The sequence below is a fragment of the Psychrobacter arcticus 273-4 genome, from assembly GCF_000012305.1.
Lineage (GTDB): Bacteria > Pseudomonadota > Gammaproteobacteria > Pseudomonadales > Moraxellaceae > Psychrobacter > Psychrobacter arcticus.
The window spans coordinates 1021680-1042399 of the sequence record NC_007204.1 but is presented as its reverse complement, the minus strand read 5'-3'; the positions used below and the strand labels follow the sequence as shown (position 1 = coordinate 1042399).

Annotated in this window: 19 protein-coding genes, 1 tRNA gene and 3 pseudogenes; 5 read left to right on the top strand and 18 right to left on the bottom strand. The window is 39.8% G+C overall.

Annotated elements, in window-relative coordinates; all coding sequences use genetic code 11:
- Positions 1-90: 90 nt before the first annotated feature.
- From PSYC_RS04555 to PSYC_RS04505, 11 genes and pseudogenes are all read right to left on the bottom strand, one after another.
- Positions 91-576 carry a hypothetical protein gene (locus PSYC_RS04555; RefSeq protein WP_041757589.1) on the bottom strand — a complete coding sequence of 162 codons (486 nt, stop codon included), beginning with the start codon at positions 574-576 and terminating at the stop codon, positions 91-93.
- Positions 577-654: 78 nt separating this feature from the next.
- Positions 655-1134 (bottom strand): lecithin retinol acyltransferase family protein, encoded by a 480-nt coding sequence (locus PSYC_RS04550; RefSeq protein WP_011280151.1) that lies wholly within the window; start codon positions 1132-1134, stop codon positions 655-657.
- A 149-nt stretch (positions 1135-1283) separates the two neighbouring features.
- Positions 1284-1472 carry a type I restriction enzyme endonuclease domain-containing protein gene (locus PSYC_RS04545; protein ID WP_011280150.1) on the bottom strand — a complete coding sequence of 63 codons (189 nt, stop codon included), beginning with the start codon at positions 1470-1472 and terminating at the stop codon, positions 1284-1286.
- A 4-nt stretch (positions 1473-1476) separates the two neighbouring features.
- Complete coding sequence (locus PSYC_RS04540) at positions 1477-2112, bottom strand: OmpA/MotB family protein (protein ID WP_011280149.1); 636 nt, start codon at positions 2110-2112, stop codon at positions 1477-1479.
- Between the two features lie 12 nt (positions 2113-2124).
- On the bottom strand, positions 2125-3897 hold the full coding sequence (locus PSYC_RS11225; RefSeq protein ID WP_011280148.1) for a hypothetical protein: 1773 nt from the start codon (positions 3895-3897) through the stop codon (positions 2125-2127).
- Positions 3897-5192: a hypothetical protein gene (locus PSYC_RS04530; protein ID WP_011280147.1), complete on the bottom strand. Its 1296-nt coding sequence runs from the start codon at positions 5190-5192 to the stop codon at positions 3897-3899. Before PSYC_RS04530 ends, PSYC_RS11225 begins: the two co-directional genes overlap by 1 nt.
- Before the next feature lie 44 nt (positions 5193-5236).
- Positions 5237-6295 (bottom strand): ATP-binding protein, encoded by a 1059-nt coding sequence (locus tag PSYC_RS04525; protein ID WP_011280146.1) that lies wholly within the window; start codon positions 6293-6295, stop codon positions 5237-5239.
- 366 nt (positions 6296-6661) lie between these two features.
- Positions 6662-6913 (bottom strand): helix-turn-helix transcriptional regulator, encoded by a 252-nt coding sequence (locus PSYC_RS04520; protein WP_049750919.1) that lies wholly within the window; start codon positions 6911-6913, stop codon positions 6662-6664.
- A 162-nt stretch (positions 6914-7075) separates the two neighbouring features.
- Positions 7076-7987: a hypothetical protein gene (locus PSYC_RS04515; protein ID WP_011280144.1), complete on the bottom strand. Its 912-nt coding sequence runs from the start codon at positions 7985-7987 to the stop codon at positions 7076-7078.
- 134 nt (positions 7988-8121) lie between these two features.
- Positions 8122-9246, bottom strand: a complete 1125-nt coding sequence (locus PSYC_RS04510) for a YqaJ viral recombinase family protein (RefSeq protein WP_011280143.1) — start codon at positions 9244-9246, stop codon at positions 8122-8124.
- 104 nt (positions 9247-9350) lie between these two features.
- Positions 9351-9722 (bottom strand): annotated as a pseudogene (locus tag PSYC_RS04505) (DUF932 domain-containing protein); the annotation flags it as partial.
- A 65-nt stretch (positions 9723-9787) separates the two neighbouring features.
- Between PSYC_RS04505 and PSYC_RS04500 the strand changes: the two are divergent.
- Together PSYC_RS04500 and PSYC_RS04495 are read left to right on the top strand one after the other, a co-directional pair.
- The gene (locus tag PSYC_RS04500; RefSeq protein ID WP_011279828.1) at positions 9788-10099 is read left to right on the top strand and encodes a transposase; all 312 of its coding nucleotides are present in this window, start codon (positions 9788-9790) and stop codon (positions 10097-10099) included.
- Entirely contained in the window at positions 10099-10971 is an 873-nt protein-coding gene (locus PSYC_RS04495) for an IS3 family transposase (protein ID WP_227500367.1), read from the top strand. Before PSYC_RS04500 ends, PSYC_RS04495 begins: the two co-directional genes overlap by 1 nt.
- A 17-nt stretch (positions 10972-10988) precedes the next feature.
- On the opposite strand, the pseudogene PSYC_RS04490 reads toward PSYC_RS04495, so the two are convergent.
- From PSYC_RS04490 to PSYC_RS04480, 3 genes and pseudogenes are all read right to left on the bottom strand, one after another.
- A pseudogene (locus PSYC_RS04490) lies at positions 10989-11375 on the bottom strand (DUF932 domain-containing protein); the annotation flags it as partial.
- 61 nt (positions 11376-11436) lie between these two features.
- Complete coding sequence (locus PSYC_RS04485) at positions 11437-11733, bottom strand: hypothetical protein (protein ID WP_049750918.1); 297 nt, start codon at positions 11731-11733, stop codon at positions 11437-11439.
- Positions 11734-11883: 150 nt separating this feature from the next.
- On the bottom strand, positions 11884-12822 hold the full coding sequence (locus PSYC_RS04480) for a YagK/YfjJ domain-containing protein (RefSeq protein WP_041757586.1): 939 nt from the start codon (positions 12820-12822) through the stop codon (positions 11884-11886).
- A 426-nt stretch (positions 12823-13248) separates the two neighbouring features.
- Between PSYC_RS04480 and PSYC_RS04475 the strand changes: the two genes are divergently transcribed.
- The gene (locus PSYC_RS04475) at positions 13249-14292 is read left to right on the top strand and encodes a hypothetical protein (protein ID WP_041757584.1); all 1044 of its coding nucleotides are present in this window, start codon (positions 13249-13251) and stop codon (positions 14290-14292) included.
- A gap of 516 nt (positions 14293-14808) precedes the next feature.
- Here PSYC_RS04475 and PSYC_RS04470 read toward each other — a convergent pair.
- Positions 14809-16479 carry an alpha-keto acid decarboxylase family protein gene (locus PSYC_RS04470; protein WP_011280137.1) on the bottom strand — a complete coding sequence of 557 codons (1671 nt, stop codon included), beginning with the start codon at positions 16477-16479 and terminating at the stop codon, positions 14809-14811.
- A gap of 252 nt (positions 16480-16731) precedes the next feature.
- Here PSYC_RS04470 and PSYC_RS04465 point away from each other — a divergent pair.
- Positions 16732-16806: transfer RNA gene (locus PSYC_RS04465), tRNA-Gly, on the top strand.
- 322 nt (positions 16807-17128) lie between these two features.
- Here the strand turns inward: PSYC_RS04465 and ppiC are convergent.
- Positions 17129-17407 carry a peptidylprolyl isomerase PpiC gene (gene ppiC / locus PSYC_RS04460; protein WP_011280136.1) on the bottom strand — a complete coding sequence of 93 codons (279 nt, stop codon included), beginning with the start codon at positions 17405-17407 and terminating at the stop codon, positions 17129-17131.
- Positions 17408-17570: 163 nt separating this feature from the next.
- Here ppiC and PSYC_RS04455 point away from each other — a divergent pair.
- Positions 17571-17768 (top strand): annotated as a pseudogene (locus PSYC_RS04455) (IS3 family transposase); the annotation flags it as partial.
- A 67-nt stretch (positions 17769-17835) separates the two neighbouring features.
- Here the strand turns inward: PSYC_RS04455 and rluF are convergent.
- The gene (rluF, locus tag PSYC_RS04450) at positions 17836-18834 is read right to left on the bottom strand and encodes a 23S rRNA pseudouridine(2604) synthase RluF (protein WP_011280134.1); all 999 of its coding nucleotides are present in this window, start codon (positions 18832-18834) and stop codon (positions 17836-17838) included.
- Between the two features lie 572 nt (positions 18835-19406).
- Entirely contained in the window at positions 19407-20459 is a 1053-nt protein-coding gene (locus tag PSYC_RS04445) for a TRAP transporter substrate-binding protein (protein WP_011280133.1), read from the bottom strand.
- Between the last annotated feature and the right edge of the window lie 261 nt (positions 20460-20720).

The window sequence follows — 20720 nt, the reverse complement described above, 5'->3', positions numbered from 1 at the left end:
CAACTTATGGGGGTCAGTTCACTTTTTTAGCATTTTGCAAGGTGGCTTTTTTATTAACAAAGGGTTGTGAGCAGTTACATACTTTTTATTTTACTTTTTATCGCCAAATAACTTTTCTGAGACGCTTCTAGGGCGTCTAAGTTTATAGTTATTATTTGAAGCATTGTTGGCTGAAGAAAATGCAGCTAAGACACCAACTGTGACACCGACAACAGTTGCGAGAGTATTAAATCTTGACGTTTTATGGTTTTCTTTAATAGTTGTTTCGGCTACTTTAGCTGTACCGACTGAATCTAACTTTGATAGATCAAGCTCTGCAAACGTTTCCATTATTTGAGCATGTGATAGTTCTTGAAAGCGTATAGCATTATTTACAAGAGTTTGTCCGTTTTGAGCGCTAAAATCGCCAAGCTTATTATAAAATTGTTCTACTAGTTTCATATCGGATTCTGACCAATCTTTGGGTTCCGATGTCTTCAAAAACGCAAGCGCTGCTGGGGCGTTTTTCAGTAGTTCTTTAGTTGTAGTAGAAGCTACGGCAACTTTTATCATAGGTATAGCGGCAACAGGTAACATTAATAAATCCCAAATATAGTTTAGAAAATAAATTATATACACTATCTTATTACATAGATACATTCTCAAGATGCTCACTTAACTACTGTACTTTCTTTCCCAAACTCTCCATTTATTAGTACTGAGTTTATTACCAGCTGTGCTCTTTAACATCCACAAAAAATTATCTGCGTTGTCAAAATTTCCTGTTATACATCCTGATGTGAACTGATGGCAATTATCTAAAATAACGTGATACTTCCTACTTTTACCGACCATTTTCTTAGCTCTTTTTGCAATCGTATTTGTTCCTGTTGCGGATGAGCCATTGCATGACACATAAATGCTCATAGCAGGGTTAAGCCCACTCAGTCTCTCTATAAACTGCTGAGGAGAAACAACTTCAATTATTCCAGAACCATCAAGGTGTACAATTTTATTGTCTCCTATATATATCCCAGAATGTTCTGCATATCCGAATAATCCACAATAGACAACGCTACCCTTGACAGGAATGACTGTATCTTTTATCACGTTATCAATAAAACTTTTTAAAAATGGACCTATCAAAAAACTCATAAACAACTCTTCTTTAAATTTTACCGGTTGTTAAAAATAGACCGTGATTAGAAGCTACTTATATAATATAGTAGCTTAATTCTATTGGATAAGTGTCTTATGCTTGGTAGGGTTACCAGGAAACTTTCCCAAACTCTGTGTAATTATAACTAAACCACCCTATGCTTCTTAAAATTCTCAGTCTGCTCAAATATCTCTTTATAGACCTCTTTTGAGTCAACAGGTTGATAACCCCATTCATCAAGCAACACCATCAAATCAAACTGTAGCTCAGCTCTGATGTCGTCACGCTTGTTCCAGTCAGTGTATTTAGCCTTCTCGTCGATGAGCTTTTTCACTTCTTTATTCTAATGCTAGTCTTACTTCAACACGTCTATTGGCATCATCTTCAGGAGATATTCCTTTAATAGGCTGAGAGTCACCATAACCAGCTACGACAATACGCTTAGCTATAGAAGTATCTAACTGCCCAACTAGAAGTTTACGAGCTTCTCTAGCTCTTGCTGCTGATAGCGTATAGTTATCATCATATACTGTGCAAAAACGTCGATAATCTGTCACAGGTTGTGATACTGGAATATTATCCGTATGGCCTTCTACAAATATTTTAGCATTCGAAGACTGTTGCAAAAAACTCGTTATTTTATCTTCTATATTATTAAATGCCGTTTTTGCTTCTGGGGTAATACAAGCGCTACCCCTAGCAAAGACATTATCTTTTAGTGTGATTTTGCTTTGTTCCATATTAAAGTCAATCAGATTACCTGCACCTTGTGTGGCAACTGATGTCTGAATATCCTCTAATAAGGTAGCTATTTTCTGACGGTCACTTTGTTGACTGTTTTCCATTACTTGTTTATGCTTAATTTCAGCATAAGTATTTTGAAGGACAGAAATGACTAGCAGTAGCATAACCACTGCCATGACTCCCGACATCAAATCTGCAATAGATATCCATTCACTTGGTTTTTTTTGCATTTAAATACACCCTTATGCCATAGTTTTTTCATCAATTTTAGCAATTAATTTTTGATTACTCTGGGTGATGCTCTCTACCAATATAGAATAATTTTCATAGCGCGAATTTAATACTTCTAACCTATCTGCACTGTGAGATATCACTGTTAATGCATTTTTGATATCACTTGATAGCTGATCAAAAATATCAGTAGAATTACGTTGTATTTTTACAGATTCCAAGAAGGTATCATTAATATTGTCGCTCAGGTTTGGTATAGAATCAATGATTCGTGGCAAGTAGCTGGTTATGTGCTGATTATCATTTAATAGCTGAATGTTAGTATCTGTAATTTTTTCAATAAGTTCTGAGTATTTTTCATAACGCGAATCAAGTGATTTCATTCGACGTCCGCTTTCAGATACTGCTTTTAGTCCACTGGTTATATCACCTGATAACTGTTTAACCAAGTCAGTCATTTCAAATACTTGACTATTTAAAGCTTCACTAGTAACTGTAAATTCGTTAGCAGATTTACGCTGTAAATCCATTGATTCGCCAATAATACCAGTCACATCAGTCATTGTTTTGTCGACACTGGTAGATAACTCATCAACAGCTTTTGAGATACCTAAAGTCGCCTTACTCATATTTTTTGACATCGTTGCCATGTTGCTCTCAAAATTGTCACCCATATTATTAATAGTGTCTGACAAATCTTGCTTAATCATTGACATAACGCCTTCCAGCTCATCGCGTAGGTTTTTGACAACCCCATTTAACCCCTCTGCAGAACTACCGACAGCAGTTGCTGCTACAGCCATTTTGTCTGCAGATTTCCCAATTGACGCCATACTCTCAACCGTTTGTTCAACAAAATCTTGCATGGATTTTTGAGTGGCTTTGTTGTAGCTAGCAATCTCCTGTAGTTCAGTAATATTGTCTTTGGCATTTTTCGTGGCTATTTTATTGTTGTTATTGAGGCTACTTTGTACTTGACCAAACAGTGCTTCATACTTGGATAAACTATGCTCATGTGCTTTATTAAAGCTATCAACCAAATTTCGATTATTATTGTTGATATCGTTTCTGATTTGTCCGAATATCAAGAAGCTATTATTTAACTCTTTAGCACTTTCTTTTTGTAATGACATAATACTATCTACAAGTATTTGGCTATGTTGCTGCGCATTATTATCAATACTTTTTAGTGTCTCAATCATTACTTGATGTCTTTCTAGCTCCTTACTATTCAAAACCATTTCTTTCGCTTGTGCTTCTTCGCGAACTTTTTTAACTGCCCATACAAGACGTTTCTCTTGGAATCCAAATATATTGAAGAGCAAATTAAGAATAATGAAACAAAGGATACCCCAAGTAGAGGTTTTAAATTTGGCTCCCAAACCATCCATCAAACCCATTAATTGAGTCATGGCTGAATCCATTCCAGCTGTGTCTGCCATGGCAAGTACAGTAGACGCTTTGTTAAGTGCTATACCTAACCCCAAAAATGTTCCAAGCAAACCCACAATCAACAGCATACTAGGCATGATTTCAGCCACTTTTTCAGCTTTTGTAGCGATGGCTTGGCTTAATTCATGCACAGAACCATGTTCGCCTGCCAAATTATTAGTATCGTCATTTAAGTCGCCACCATACCAGTTGGCTTCCCAGTTAGCTTCTTTAGCTGAGATCAGTAACCATACAACAGTAGCTATGGTTAAAGTAATGAGACTCACTACAAAAATAGTAGACAGCGTTTCGCCAAAAGGATTTAAGAATGCACCAATCTCTGCTACTTTCATTAAGCTGCTACTCCCACTTCAATTTCGTGTTTTAATTTGTCTGCACGCGCTCTACCTTCTGCCTCAAAAATATTAGCGTAGTCTGTAATTAGGCTTTGCTCATCACTAGTCAAAGACTCCCAAGCAATATTATTTTGTGCTACTCTCATAATAATGCTGGCAATTTCCTCACTATCCTCGAGAAGGTAATCTTTGTCTTCCTCTTCCAAAGTTACATCATCTTTTTCTAGAATCTGCATAAAGCCTTCTGCAGCATAAACATAGCTTTTCATTGAGCGACGTTCGCTGTCTAAACGAGTAAGCTTAGTTTGTTCTCCACTCATTTTGGTCAGCAACTCACTATAAACCTCAGTTTCTTCTTCTGTTAGCTCTGAAGTACGCTTTGCAACATCTAAACGAGTTTTTAGTACTCTGTCCTTGGCTAGCTTTTTACTCAATTCTGTCCAGTCTTGTTCTAAAGTTTGCTGCTTTTCAACCCACACCACCATCAATTCTTCAAAGACGAAAGGTATAAGTGATTTACCAAAACGTTGCTGGATGATGCTATCTAATCTAATAGCATCGCTATCAGAAAGTTGAGCAGTAGAGAGGAGACTTTCTGCTGTTTTAATCAAATAAATGTCGTCATTGTTGATATCATTAATACTTTCAACCGTCATAATCTTTTTTTCTGTCATATCTAATAGTTTTTGGGTAGCTCTTAGTCTCAAGTAGTGCTGGAAGTCAATGACACCCATCTCTAGCACGTCTCTTAACTCTACTTTTAAAATTCCATAATTATTCAACATCTCATTAAGTTGTAAAGCTTTTTGCTGCTCTTCACTTAATTGTGACTCATACTGTTGCTCAGCTTGCATAAAGGCATCACGGTTCTCTTTAGCTTCCTCTACTTCTTCTGGTGTTAGATATCTTTCTTGTATAAACTGAGCCAACTTAATAGTCTTCCTAGCTGCTTTTTCTAAAGCATGTAACACTGGGCTGTTTTCTAACGCTAATAATACGTCAATTGCTTTAGCTGTGGTCATTAACGCTGAGCTCAGCCATGGGAATGGAGCAAGTAGTAGTGCTGCTTTTTCAAGCCACGGTTTCACTTTCTGTAAAAAAGGCTTTACTTTTTTATAGACGTCTTTAACTTTATCAATAAAACTTTCGCCTTTTTCGGCTATCCAATCACAAGCCTTAGCTGCCTTTTCTCTTGCCCAAGATAGACCCTGACTGACCTTTTCTGAAGCGTAAGAAACAGCGCTACTAACTGCACTGGCTACCCGCGAATATACATAACTAAACAAACCCATTTTTGACCCCTAAATGTATTAGATATTACCTAACCATCATTATTTTATTGTTCGAGTAATTCTTCTTTATCTAATGATTTATCTGTTGTACCTAGTAGTTTTTTTGCGATCAAAGCTTCTTGAGCAGCGAATTTGCGTTTACTACTAGTATCCGTACTGCTACCAACTTCCCTTTGGGACTTTCTTACGTTTTCGATAGCTGATATCAGATGCTCAACACTTAACATTGCCTCTTCAATTAATACACCCGGCTGCATTAATGCTTTTGGTAGGGCTAAACGCATACAAGTTCTTATCTCACGTCCTGAAAAACCATCTGATAGTTCTGCAGATTGATTAACGAGGCTGTCTCTCTCATCAGCCAATGGAATTTTTGCAACTAACATTCTTGACCAAAGCTTTTTGCGAGTGTCTAAATCAGGAAGTATAAATTCAACGTGATAAGTGATACGTGAACGAAAAGCTTCATCGTAGTTTTTAGCAAAATTTGTCGCAAAGATAACAACACCATCAAATTTCTCTAACTCAATAAGCATAGTTGAGCGCATAGCATTGATTTCATTGTCTACACCTTGAGTAACGGAAGACAAACGCTTACCTAGCAAAGTATCTGCTTCATCGAAAAATAAAACTGCATTTTGATCATAAGCGTCCTGAAAAACCTTTTGTATGTTCTTTGACGTTTCTCCCATGAGCTTGCTTTCTATTTCAGCTATACCGACTTTAATGATGGGCAAATCTAATCGGCCTGCGAACGCTTCAGCGGTTAAAGTTTTACCGGTTCCAGGTTTTCCATAGAAATTTAAAATACTACTGCGTCCAAGTTTATCAACTTCACTAAAACCCCAGTCTTCATAGATAACTTTATGAAATTTTAATTTTGCTAAACTCTCTTCAAGTTCGTTACGTGTATGAGTTGTCAGAATGACATCAGTATCTAAATGATATTTAGATGTTTGAGCTTGATAAACGATAGTATTTTCATCGCTATCATTAGTTTTTGAGTTTTTTTTGTCAGCAAAGGCAGGAGTTTTAAATATGTTTGAAGATCTAATACTTTGATTCATCTCTTCGTTTAGTCTTGCTGTATTAGAGTTTTGCATTAATTTCCTTAATATTTATTACTCATAGTCAATCGTGAATAGCCTTTACAAATCTATTAATAATCGGTTTCTAGAGTTTTACTTGAAAACCTAAGTCTAAATCATGAAGAATGTCGACTAATTTACGGATAGTAATATATGAGAAATATTTATGCAACAAATAAAAACCATACCTCTTGTGAAAGTAAAATTTCATTGCCCTTTGCCAATAATGGTAGTTGCAAACCCTAGCGTTGACTTATACAAGAGGTTTTTACTAGGGCGTGTTTCAATTCAAACGATATTATCTAAATGAGCTAAAAATGGCTAAACTTACAAAAAAAAATAAACCGCCCTACCCTTCACGTTTAAGGCGGTTCGATAAATCTAGGTTGAGCGCTTAGCAATCTTATTATTAATCCACTCTGCAATCTCGCTGGCTACCCATACTACCCTTACCTGTGTCAGCTGTACCTTCTTAGGGAACGTTGGATCATAACGATCAGATTTTTCGTTAACCATCTCATAGATAGTCGAACGACTAAGGCCTGTATAGCTACCAACATCTTTAATATTCAGTAGCTGTGGAATATGATTGCATTGCTCGATTACTGGGTGCGCTGTGTTTAAAGTTTCCATGATTATCTCCTTGTAAGTGAATGAGAGCATTTCCCCTCATATACTTATCGAGTCCTATATTTTTTTACTGCATCCCATACAGTCCGACTGTTAGCCTTGGTTGAAGCCATAAAAAAAGGAGCTGAATAATCAGCTCCTTTTCGACACTCTTCTTTAACTGCGTTAACTCACAGCCGTCACACTCTGTCGTAGCCCTTGCTCAATGCTGGTCACGTCATGAGTCGTTGAGCTATTTCTTGTATGACCTTGCTGACTATTGCTCGCATCGCTTACCTCCATCGGATAAAACTCATCCACTACCTCAAACGTCTCATCGCCATCGATGCCAAAACATGAATTTACATAGCCTTGCTTAGCCGCTACCTCTAGCGCGGCTTGATCAAAGCCATGCTCGCTAAGCTCCGCATCTATCGATTGCGCATCTTGTACCGCATCTTTAAGCGTCACCCCATCACGCAGCGTTAAATCCACAAAGTAAATTGGCGTCCGATAGCTTTGCGTCGTGCTTTTGCCGCGTAAGGTTAACTGCAATGGCAAGCATGACAGCTTATTGCCTGACACGGCGACAAAGTAGCTTAAGCGTGCGGCAAGCGTTCTAATACTATTAAATCCCGTGGTGCGAAAGATAAACGTGCCTAGCTCATCATCTTCAGACAGATTCACGTAAAGCCTGCCATATGGTTTACAAGCACCGCCTTGCGCCAGTGGACAGCGATCAGGTGATGGGCAAGGCAGTTGCTCGACACCGTTATTGGTTCTGCGCTGACACTTTTCACCGTCACCGACGCATAGTGGACGACCTGTCTGTCTATCAAACAAGGTGTACTCAGCTCGTAGGTTGAGCTCAGGGTCATTGAACAGCATACGAACCGGTATTTGTCTGAGCTTTCCGTTGCTGTTTTCGCGTAGCTTTTCGTCTAGTGGATGATTGATCCAGCCGTCTTTATTCTGGATTTGACTGGTAATGGTGAATTGATCGTCTTTAGCAGGGAGACGCTTGCCATCTTTGACAACGACACGTCCAATACTGATACGACCTAAAACTGGTGGAGTAATCGTTAGACCTTTAATCATGGTGATATTCCTTTTATGGATTTAATAGAATGTGTTAAGCCATAAAAAAGCCCAGCTTCGATAGCTGGGCAGTTATGCGCTTATTTGATTGAGTGGATTCATTTATTGAGTATGTTTGATGACTGAGTATTAGCTTAGTTATCGTTAAGGATCATAAAGCGACGACTACCTTGACGGGTTTTACTAAACTGCTCAAGCAACTCAGGATGCGCTTTAGTGAGCGCCTTGCTATCAAGACTGACACTGTCTTTCGAGCGCTTCCACGAAATAGCGCCTTTCTCGAATACCGCAATCTCATTGTCTGCAATCAGCGTTTGTAGCTGATGCTTGACCTGATCATGGCGTTCTTCTAACTCCTGCATGTAATCACGGTAGCTAAGTAATTTCTCAAACAACTTGTTAGCACCGTCATCCTCTCGTAGATCAACTTTGCTTGAGGGTTTAGGCGCTGGATACAACTGTTTTAATGCCCGCGCTGCTGACTCAGAGTGATCAGGTGTGGGCGGCGTGTCTGTTACTACGTATTGCCAGAATAGACGCTCATGTTCGATGATAGATTCAATTAAGCGCTCGTCACGCTCAACCTTGTAAATCTTCGCTTCATGTCCACACAGCAGCACACAGATATGCGCTGCTTGTTTGCCTGTGACCGCCAACTGGTGTTGTACTTGGCAAGTGACGTACAAAGGTACGCCATGCTTCCAGAGCTTGGCACCATGTTCACCAGCAGTTTTACATTCCAGTATCTGTACCTCGTCATTACCAGTGATTGCATAGTCCAAGTTCGCCAGCATAAATGGCTGCTCAGGATGCTGCAAGATGGCATTGACGCGGCGCACCTTATTGCCGGTATGCGCTTGATAGTATTTAGCCACCATCGGCTCTAAGGTATTGCCCCAATACAATGGCGAGTACCCTTCGATGCTCTCATCGATATCAGAGTCGATACGACCGGTCTTAATCATCCACAGCTCCAGCATAGACAAATACGGATGGATACCACAGGCAGCAGCGGCATCAGAGCTGCCAATACCTTGTCTGCGTACTTGTAGCCAGTCCTCATGGCTCAAAGATTTGGTATTGACCAGACGTTTAGCTGTGCTTGATTGATTGTTAGACGACTTAACGGGTTTGCTCTCTAGCTTGGACTTCGGCATATCTTCGATACCATGCTTAGTCTTTATTGGCGTCTTAACCTTAACGGTAGTGCGCTTGGTGTGTCTTGGCTGAGTCGTCGTGTTTAATGCGATCAGGTTCATAGTGAATTCCTTCGTTAGATTTATTATTGGTTAAATAAACGGCATAAAAAAACCACGCTCAAAGGCGTGGTTGATTGTGTGTTCAGCGGTGTCTTCATCACTGGTTAAGCAAGCAGCAATAGCGATTGCTCCAAACCTTTTTGTTTCAGCTTAGCGCCAGCACCGAACCATGCTGAGTTCAGGCGATTGTCCGTATTCATCGCCCGTCGTTCATGATCCACGTACTCAGTGATGCTGCACAGCAAACCATAGGCGGTATCACTAGCCGCATCGAGTGTGGCACCGCGACCTTGACCGTTGAACATGCTCATGACTTGATTCATCGCTTTGGCATTGGGCACCGCATCTTTCTCTTTCTTAGCACGGTTAAATAAAATGATGTCATTGTCCTGATCGTTGAACACACGGCTTAGATAGTTAGCCGCTTCCGCTTGAGTGACACGGCGCTCTGACAACTGCTTCATCTCATAGCTGTGTGTAGTGGCATAATAAAACTGGACAGCGCATAAGAGGTTTATATTAACCCAAAGAGGAAAACCGTATGAGCCAAAAACGCAACCAATATACTCGAGAATTCAAGCTAGAAGCCATAAGCTTAGTGATTGATCACAACCGTAGCATAACTGACGTGGCAAGCTCACTTGGCATTGGCAAATCCACCTTGCAGAAATGGCTGAGTCAATACCGTCAAGAAATGAGTGGCCAAGCACCTAAAGTCGGCAATGCTTTAACGGATGAACAGCGAGAGCTCCAAGAACTGCGTAAAGAGAATAAGCGCTTGAGGATGGAGCGCGACATCTTAAAAAAGGCTTCCGCTCTGCTGGCGTTGGACAATCTAAACGACTATCGCTAATAAACCAGCTGGCAGAGCAGGATAAACGGGTGAGCAAAAACCAACTATTCAAGCTGTTTGGCATGAATAAGAGCAGCTATTACTATGGCAAAAATCCCAAATCCATCAGCCTTGTCTTAATTAGGATCAAAGCTTTAATTCGCCAAATATTTAAGCAATCAAACGGCTCGGCAGGGGCTCGAACGATTCGTGCCATCTTAAACAATGAGCATGGCATCACCCTTAGCCGATATAAAGTAGCAAAGCTTATGGCAAAACTGGGACTCAAAAGCTGTCAGATAAAGCGACATCACTACAGACAAGCTGATGAAAAACATAGCATTTATGACAATATATTAGATCGAAACTTTAGCCCAGAAGCACCCAATCAGGTCTGGACGGGGGATGTGACGTATATTCGCATCAAAGGCGGTTGGTGTTATCTTGCCGTCGTTTTAGACCTGTACGCCCGTCGTTTGGTGGGCTTTGCCATATCAAGCTCACCGGATAGTAAGCTTACCGTCAAAGCGCTACAAATGGCATATCACAGCAGAATGAAACCCAGTGGCGTGTTGTTTCATTCAGATCAGGGCAGCCATTATAGCTCCCAGGCGTTTGCAAAAGCAGTAGCCGATTGCAGTGGTATGACGCATAGTATGAGCCGAAAGGGCAACTGTTGGGACAACGCTCCGACTGAGCGCTTCTTTAGAAGCTTTAAAACCGAATGGATGCCAAAAAATGGCTATGAAAATATGACTGAGGCTAAAACTGCTATTGTCGATTATATCTGGGGCTATTATCAAACCATAAGACCGCATGCGTTTAACGATTATTTATCACCAGCAGAGAAAGAGAAACGTTATTTTAACCAAACCTCTTATCAGCTGTCCTAAATTAGTTGACCACTACATGACTGGCCTGTACGAGCGAGTGCCCATAGCTTACGACCACCCTTTAATACACCTGCGGTTTCCAGCTCAAAGTCAGACTGTTCGGTGAGATCACGATAGAATTCTAGAATCTCGCGAGGCTGAACTTCTTGGTAGCGTTGACTGACGACGGATAACGGCTCGAAGTTATCGCTACGGTACAATACCTTCTGCTCGGCAAAGGGCAAGATCAAGTTATGCCCTTTATCGTTATTAGCCATGTAGCTAACGTCCGATGATTCAATACGCCAGTCCATACCTGCTTGCTTGGCCCAGACTTCAATAGGCTGCTTGGGTGCAAGCTCATTGCCCAAGCCATGCCAAGGGGTTTCGCCAACATATGCCATTGATTCGATTAAATGTGCCATGAGAATATTCCTTTTAGATTTGATTGGTTAAGTAAGTTGATGGATTGCTTTGTTTAATTAATCAGAGTGAGCTAGATGAATGGATTGATGAGAACACGTGAGTACAGTCATCACAGCGATACTGCTTATTAATCAGCATCGGTAAAGCGGTATTTGATTGAGCCATCTCGATCATGGTTGCTAAGGCAGTACCTACCATCACACCGATCACAGGATGCACTCTGAATGACTTGCATAGGCTGACGCCAAGACCGATCAGTGCAGCAGGAGACAACAGCTCGTCGATCAAATGATCATGAGCACTGTCAGTCATCTCATACACAGCTGATGAGTGGCAGCATGGACATACTGATTTCATAAAGACTCCTTTTATTTTGGGCATAAAAAAGGCCTGCACGAGGCAGACCTTTAATGATGAGTAAGGATAGGCATTAGCACGCTAATGCTCGATCTCATGAAAGTAGTATGTATTTGAAATTAGTTAGCTATGGGCTATGCCAAGCACTACTTAATTCTTAGGGATAATTCCGCGACCAAAGCTGCGCATGCTTGGCGTCCATGCTTTAAGGCGCTGCTCGTACTTGTCAGGTCGAGTTAAGTACAGTGCTGCATATATAGCGTTTTTTACTTCTAAGGGATTATTTCCGTGAATCATGCCAATACCAAGCGTACCCTGACGCTCATAGTGTCGTTTACGCTCAGTAGTATTACCATTGTTGTGCCAGCCTAAACCCCCCGTTATCTCTACCCATTTCTTACCGACAGCTTCGCCTAGAAACCAGTCGTGCTGACGCTTGTCACCGTTATAAATCAATACCAAGTGACAGTGTAAACCACCATTATCAACACCCTGCTCTATAGCCCAAGCATAACCCCTTAAATCTTCGAAAGAACCTTTATCCTTATCAGCCACCTTTCCAGCCTTTCTTTTCTTTTCTATCTCTCTATCCCTTTGAATTGTTTCCATAAGCTGATTGACGAAGCCGTTAAATGTTTCAATGTCTACAAGGTGCGCAAACTCTACTTTTATTTTGACATCTACTCTTACGATGAGCACACGTGCGTACTTTTCTAAAAAGTAACTCATATATTTGTTAAGTGATTGGCTATTGCGCTGCTCTTGAAAAGCAAAATCCGTCATAGCAGTGGCATATTCATACTGGTAAAATTTTAGCGCATCTAAAAACCTTTGTGTCATAGCCTCATCCCAAATAATTTCATGAGGATAACAATAACCACAAACAATATGGCAGCTGCCTATAAACCATTTTATCGAATTGACATATACCAAATCATTATCGTAAAGCAGTGTCATTGGCTGATAGTAAAGATTCAGTTGCTCACTGATTTGTTGAATGCTAATTCGAGTATTAGGGTTAAGTATATCGCTCACGAGTTTGTCGACTTTAGCGACTACTACCTCATGGCTTAAGTTTGGGATGATCATGCTATTGGCCTAAAGTTATACGTTCATAATCTTAGGCAGATGAGTAAATTATTATTTTTATTGATAAGGGTAGCTAGTCACATAGTATTAGGGTTGATACATATAATAATATTAATAACCGGATTTTGAGGCTGATAAATATCACGCTGCAGCGTGACTTTGGTTTTTGAAAAAGCCTACCCATGCGTGATTTCGCTGAGTGGGGAGTTACGTATTTTTTTGGTTCAAGACGGGATGCAGTTGATTTTATAGAATAATAAGAAAAATATAGTTATTACCCTATACTATACTTATAAACGGTAAGGTGCTATCTAATAATCGATTACTAAAAAATTACTAATAATACTACGATTAAATGATGTTAAAATTACTAGATAATTAATGGCAAAGGTGCCAATCTGGTCTCTATATTCAAGGTATACTAAAATGACTGATAATTTTATATTGACAAATAAATTAAAGTATTCTCAAAGAGAAGTTGACTTTATATTTCATAATTTAGAACTAGATGGGAAAATTTCAAGATATCCACATACTTTGTTCAACCTTAAACTTGCTATTGATTTAGAATTCAAAATAAATATATATGAAAGGGTTTATTTTTTTCCGACAACTACTTTAGTTCCAGATAATTATATACGCTGGTTAAAAGATGATTTACGTGCGACGCTTTGGTTTTATTCATTTCTTATCCTCTGCTGTAAATGGGAGTTCGATATAATCATGGAGCACACCGTATTTCCAAAAGATCTAATACTAAGCTTTGATCTTTTCCATAGAGCTGGAAACAAAAATGGTTTTTTATGCAGAGACTTTCTTTTATTCGGTAAAAAAAATATCATGAAAAATGCAATTTATTTTTACAATAATTTTAAAACCAATCATAAATATTTGAGTTGGTTGGATAGAAAAGATCAAGAACAAATGGATTGGGCATTTGACTACCTTCAAGAAAAAGAGCTATTAATAAATACTCCTACCTTTTTACCTAACAACACTAAAGAATGTTATGCACAAGTATGTGCATCATTAGATGCGCTCGATTTACATTCAGATCTAAAGAGCAAGCTAATTGATATTCAAACTACGAAAGCTAAAAATACAGATAAGCCTGATCAAACATCAGAGCAAGGTATACACTCACAGGAAGAACAATTAATTGCGAGAAATGAGGAATTTGATCAAGCTAGCAAAACTAATTGGCAAAATCCTAAAGCTTTTGCGACATTAGTTAGCAAAGTAAACAAGGATAGTGATGCTAAGAGGGAATTGATCCAGAGAATGCGCACTGCTTGGAATCAAAAGGTGTTTAGGGATAAGAAAATAGTTAAACCTGAAAAAAAGCTCAAGTTGCCCCATGGTTATGAAAAGAAACTTAATGTGATTGCAGAGGCTTACGGTGAAAATATGGTAATTTACCTAAAAGCGTTGATAGATAAAGAGTACAATGAGATTAAATCTAAAAAATAAAACAACTCGATTGTTGATATTTTCAAAATATCAACATGCATACTGAGACCAGCAAAGCTGGCAAGCTATACTTAGCTACCAAATAATACTTAATATGAAATAGTTGTTACAAGTATACTGAAGAGTATACTAATTTATTTTAAAATAAATATTTTAATAAAAATCAAATACTTATAAAACAATATTGGTTCCGACCACCGGTACCATATATGAAACCCTTATAATCTAATGATTGTAAGGGTTTTTTATGGCGTTTAATTTTTATTCTTTAAGTCTAGTAAGGTAAGGTATCAATTTTCTTTTAATACTATAGTTGAAATACTTTAAAGTCGCTACAGTATTGCTGGTGTAAATTTTTTGCAGCCTCTGTCTGCGTAGGCACAGCAAGCAAGAAAAATTTGCACCAGCAATACGTGTTGTATCGATATTACTTTTCACCGACTATATCTTGATACTTTGACAAGGTTACTTATTGACGTATGATGGATTCAACGAACACTGGTTTGTGCGAATTATTTAATCAGCTTTTGGCTTAAGCGCAGCGCTGATATCAGCTAGTAGTGGCGGGATATCATGCTTAGCCGCTATTACCTCTAGCATGACCAACTTGTCCGTAGTAGCAGCGGCTTTTTCGAGGGACGCTTTTAGCTCACCCGCTGTTGCTACCTTAAGCATTAGACTGTTTTCTTCTGTCGCACCAAAGGCTTTTGGCATCGCTTGCCAATCACATTTAGGAATGTCATTATAGCGCTGGTTCTCACCATGAATCGCTCGCTCAACGGTATAGCCGTCATTATTAATCAGCACAATCACTGGATTGATCCGTTCTTGAATCATCACTGCAATCTCTTGGATAGTTAATAACGCTGAGCCATCACCAATCAACAAGACACTGCGCTTGCTTGGTGATGCAATCGCTGCACCCAAACTTGCCGGTAAAGTATAACCAATGGACCCCCACATTGGTTGTCCATAACAAGTCACGCCTTCTGGTAGACGTACATCACTGATACCAAAATATGCCGTTCCCTGTTCTGCAAACACCAAGTTATTATGATCTAGATGATCGGCAATGATATGCCAGAGGTCATCTTGACGGATAGCCTCATTATCCTTGCCATGTTGCTCATGCGGCTTCACCTCTTTATAGAACTGCTTCGGCACAATATTAATGTCTGAAGTCATCACCTCATGCAGTGTTTTTAGGGCATCTTTTAGGGCAATGGGCGCAAAGTTTTTGCCAGCAATACTAGCACGTTCATAATGCAAATCAACCACGACATTTTCATCGATATCTTGACTAAATCCTGCGGTGGTGGTGTCAGTATATTGCACACCGATTTTTATCAGACACTCACAGTTCTCGACCGCATCTTTGACCACAGGGCGCGATGCAACGCCCGCATAAGTCCCTGCCCAACGATCGCTGTTTTCATCGAGTAAGGTTTTGCCCCACGATAACGTCGTATAAGGAATATCAGTATCAGCAATCAAAGCCTTAAGCTGATTTTGCAGCCCTAAACGATGCACCATCAAATCTGCCATGAGAGTCGTGGTTTTGTTTGGTAAGAACGCTATTAGTGCTTGCTTAAAATCTGCCAGCGCTGCTTGACTGGTAATATCTTCTTGGCTATCAACGAGCTTGGTCGTCGGTGGATAAATAGGTTGACGCGCAACATCAGGCGATAGCATTAAGTAACCAGGGCGATGCTTTTTAAGAATCAAGCGAATCACGCGGTCAATCTCTGAGGCGGCATTTTCAGGCGTAATTTGCGCCCGTGCTACCGTGACCGGCTCTACCATTTTGATAAAATGATTGAACACGCCATCACCAAGTGAGTGATGAATGCGGCGCTTTGAATCTTGTAATGCTGTACTTGGCGCGCCTACGATATGAAGCACTGGCGCATACTCTGCAAACGAGCCTGCCGTGGCATTGATAGCAGACAGCTCCCCGACTCCAAAGGTCGTCACCATCGCCGCAAACCCACGCTCACGTGCATAGCCATCAGCTGCGTAACCTGCATTTAACTCATTGGTATTGCCCACCCAGCGCAGCTTATCAGAGGCGATAATATTGTCTAAAAAAGTTAAGTTAAAATCACCAGGTACGCCAAATACCTCTGATGCACCCGCTTCTGCGATACGATCAAACAAATAATCAGCGATGGTATATTGTTGACTCATACTACTTATCCTTAAGTGTTATGTTTATAAATCATGAATATGATGAAAGTAATTATAAAACTGCATTCCAGCCTATTTATAGAAAGCAAATCTTTTGGAATATATATTATAACAATCTTTTATAACATAGATAGACAATAGGATAATATGCCAATTTACTATCTTTTACTTTTTTTCATACTAGCTGTTGACACGCTCAAAAAACTGCGTATAATACGCCATCATCAACTGACAATAGTTAATTGATAATTAGCGGGAATAGCTCAGTGGTAGAGCATAACCTTGCCAAGGTTGGGGTCGAGAGTTCGAATCTCTTTTCCCGCTCCAAATACTTAAAAAGCCTCACTACTCTTTATATGAGTAGTGAGGCTTTTTTTTGTCTAATTTTCGGGGTTTGTAGAAGATTTATCGAAATATCTTTTTGAATATAGTTAAGTCTAACTACTCAAACAAAAAGCCCGTTTTCATGACGGTTCATATAGTTATGACACTGACATTAGATAGTAAATCGTTTTGGGGCATAAATGAGTTACTCATGGTAGCTCAAATCTTGATTGCCATGATGTTAGATCATGTATAAGTCAGGATAATGTTTAAGGCATACTTCAGTCGGCTTAAACATTATCCTGAACCGCCCCGACTCTAACTCTTACGTCCTGTAAAGCACTTTAACCACATGCCAGCCAAATTTGGTTTTCACTAAATGTGGGGTGAAGAGTTCGCCGCTGAAGCAGACTTTATCAAATGGCTGTACCATTTGGCCTTGTTTAAACTCACCTAAGCTGCCGCCTTTTTTACCTGATGGGCAGGTTGAGTGTTTCTTAGCCAGCACATCAAACTGGGCGCCTTTTTTAAGCTTGGCAATAATGTCGTCAGCCAGTTCTTTGTGTTTTACTAAAATGTGTAATGCGCTAGCTGTACGAGCCATAATGTAAACCCTTCATAAAATATCGATTATCGGGGCATTATATCACTACTTACTTTGGTTGCTAACCTAACTTGTATGCTCTACTTCATCAAAAGTCATTATCTACACAGGTGCTACTCTTTGGATGAGAATCGGTGCCTTTTGAGTGTCGCTGCCACTATACAACAGGCTTTATAAGGCTGAAGTAATTCATTATTTCAAAGAGAGCTGGACTGGCCTTAATGATATTGAACTGGCAACCCTTGAATGGGTGGATTGGTTCAATAAAACCCGTTTGCATAGCACGATTGGTTATGTGTCACCTTTTGAGTTTGAAAAGCGGTATTATGATAATTTAATCCTGTCAGGCATCGCTGCTTGACTCAAGTAAATCAGCCTCCGATATAGTCGGGGCGGTTCACATCTAAAAATTCACATAGCTGATCACTCTATGGTTTTGAGGACCGCGAAGAACCTCGACCTTTTGAAGGGCGCTTGCCATTCGTAGCAGGTTTGCCCTTGCCTCCAGACTTTTTGCCATCACTAAAAGGACGCCAATCTTTACCTTTAGAACCCGCTGGTTTTCTGGCACCATCTTTGGGATGTTTAGCATTACCCTTTGCTGCGCCCTTTGGTTTTGAAGATACTTTCGGCTTTTCCGAGGTATCAGTGCGAGCATTTTTCCGTGGCGTATTACGAGATTTTTTGGCCGGAGTACTGGATTCCGAAGAAGAATCTTCTATAGATTTAAGTAAAACAGACAACTCTTGTGGGGTTAAATCTCGCCAATCTCCAACGGGTGTACCCTTGAGACTTACATTCATAATCCGTGTACGCTCAAGCTTCACGACTTCATAGCCAAAATGCTCACACATACGACGAATTTGACGGTTCAAACCTTGCACTAGCGTAATGTTAAACACGTTAGGCGCCACCTTAGTAACAGGGCATTTTTTCGTCATCTTCCCTAACATAGGCACGCCGCCAGCCAAACCCTCAATAAAACTATCCGTTATCGGCTTATTCACCGTCACCACATAATCTTTTTCGTGATTATTACCAGCACGCAATACCTTGTTCACCAGATCGCCGTTGTTAGTCAAAAAGATTAAACCCTGAGAGTCTTTATCCAAACGGCCAATCGGGAAAATACGTACGCTATGTCTGACAAAATCAACAATGTTGTTTTTTTCGGAGCTTTCCGTGGTGCTCACAATGCCGACTGGCTTATTTAATACAATAAAAACAAAGTCATCAGCTTCTTTCGGCTCAATAAGCTGCCCGTTAACTTTCACCGTATCTCCAGCAACCACTTGATCACCCACCGCAGCACGCTTGCCATTGAGGTACACATTGCCTTGTTCAATAAAGCGGTCAGCGTCTCTTCGAGAGCAAATACCGCTTTCGCTGATGTATTTATTTAAACGAGTCGAGGAAGCGTTAAACATAAAGCACCGTTTTTACCTAATAAAAAGCATTTCTTGTTAAGAAAAAAGCCTAAATTGAATGAATCATCAACAACGAGATGGCTCGTATTATATAGGAAATTCAGTACCCATTTCAGCAGAGATAGGCAAAAACCTAGAAATATATCCAGAATCGTATAAATCGGGATGGCGTTAAAAGGGCTTATTCATGATATCAAAGGTTCAAAAAACTAAAGGAATTGAAAAATGTAGAACGGATAAACGAAGCGTTATCCGGCAGTGAAAGCAAAGCTTTCATTTTCTAGTATAAGTAAATGAGCCCACCCCACATTCTGTGTAACTACCGAGACTTTCCTCAAAAGTGTGTAACTGCTTATAATCCACTAACCGGAGAATAAGCAATGACTACTCAATCTGACATTAAAAAACTGGCCGAGCAAATGGCCACTAGCATGAAAGTCTTTGATGACATCAAAGACTTCCAGAATCAGCTCATGCAATCCTTTATCAACACTGCACTAGAAGCTGAGATGGAAGACCATCTCGGCTACCCTAAGCATGAGAAAGCAGATAAACCAAAAGCCTCTACTAAACTAAACCTTACAGGCCAAACTAGCAGCTTTTGCTTTTTCATAAACACTTTCAGCATCGAGTCCTAATGCGCTTACATCATCTAGGTATTTTTGTGTGCCTTTTTCGAGAGGCCCTTTCCAATCGGGGTCATTGAGCGGATCTGGAACATCAATAATCTCATCACCTCTATCTTTAGCCGCTTGAAGCCCTATTAAATCAGCCTTATCCCACATTTCACCGACTTTCTTAGTAAGCGCCATGCCCGAGTTATCATCAATTACCTTTTTTAAATCATCAGGCAAACTTTCATATTTATCTTTATTCATAGTCATCATCAGAGCAGAACTATAAAATGGGATATTGGTATGATATTTGGTTAACTCATCAAGCTTGAAAGTTGTGATTGCCTCCCATGGAAAGCTTAAACCATCAACCACACCGCGCTGTAAAGACGTATATATATCGTTTGCAGGTAAACCCACAGGAGAGGCACCCATACTTTCGATAATATCGCCTGCCACAGCAGAAGGCCTGCGGATACGCATACCTTTCATATCTTCGGGAGTTCGAATAAGCTTATTAGCACTATGTAATGTACCAGGGCCGGTAGCGAACATGAAAAGGAGATGCGAATCTTCATATTCGCTAGATATAGTGCCATTTTCATAAAGAGTTTGCAGCATGCAACCTGTCTGTGTCGATGAGCTAGACAAACCGGGAAGCTCTGCAATCTGGGTCAGCGGAAACCGACCACTAGTGTAACCCTGTACTTGAGAACCGATGTCAATCGTTCCCTTTACTGTGGATTCATAAGCTGTATCTGCTTTACTGAGCGTTGCCGATGGATATACCTCAACCTTAAGACGCCCATTAGAATCTTCTCCAATTTTTTTGGCCCATGGCTCAAAGATTTCTTTATTTACATCAGCAGTTGCGGGATAAAAATGGGAGAAACGTAGAACGGTAACTTCTTGAGTTGAGGCAACTTCGCTACTATTATCAGAATGGTTAGAACAACCAAAAAGGCTAATAGCTGCTAATGCACCTATCGAAAAAAAAGGTGCTAATTTCATTATCAATTCCTTTTGATAGTGATTATTTTTTTAACATTTGATTGATATTAAGACTTAATTAATCCGCCTCAATAAACTTGATCACTTTTTAAAAATCACTTTAAATTAAAAATCACTTCATATTCAAAACACTACTTAAAATTAACAGCTAAAATAATAACTGTCAAATCATTTAATGACGATTGTCTAGAAGTTATGCTAGTCTGGCATATTATAATTATTGCATTTCAGACAGTTTTTTTAAGCCAGAAACCCTAATAA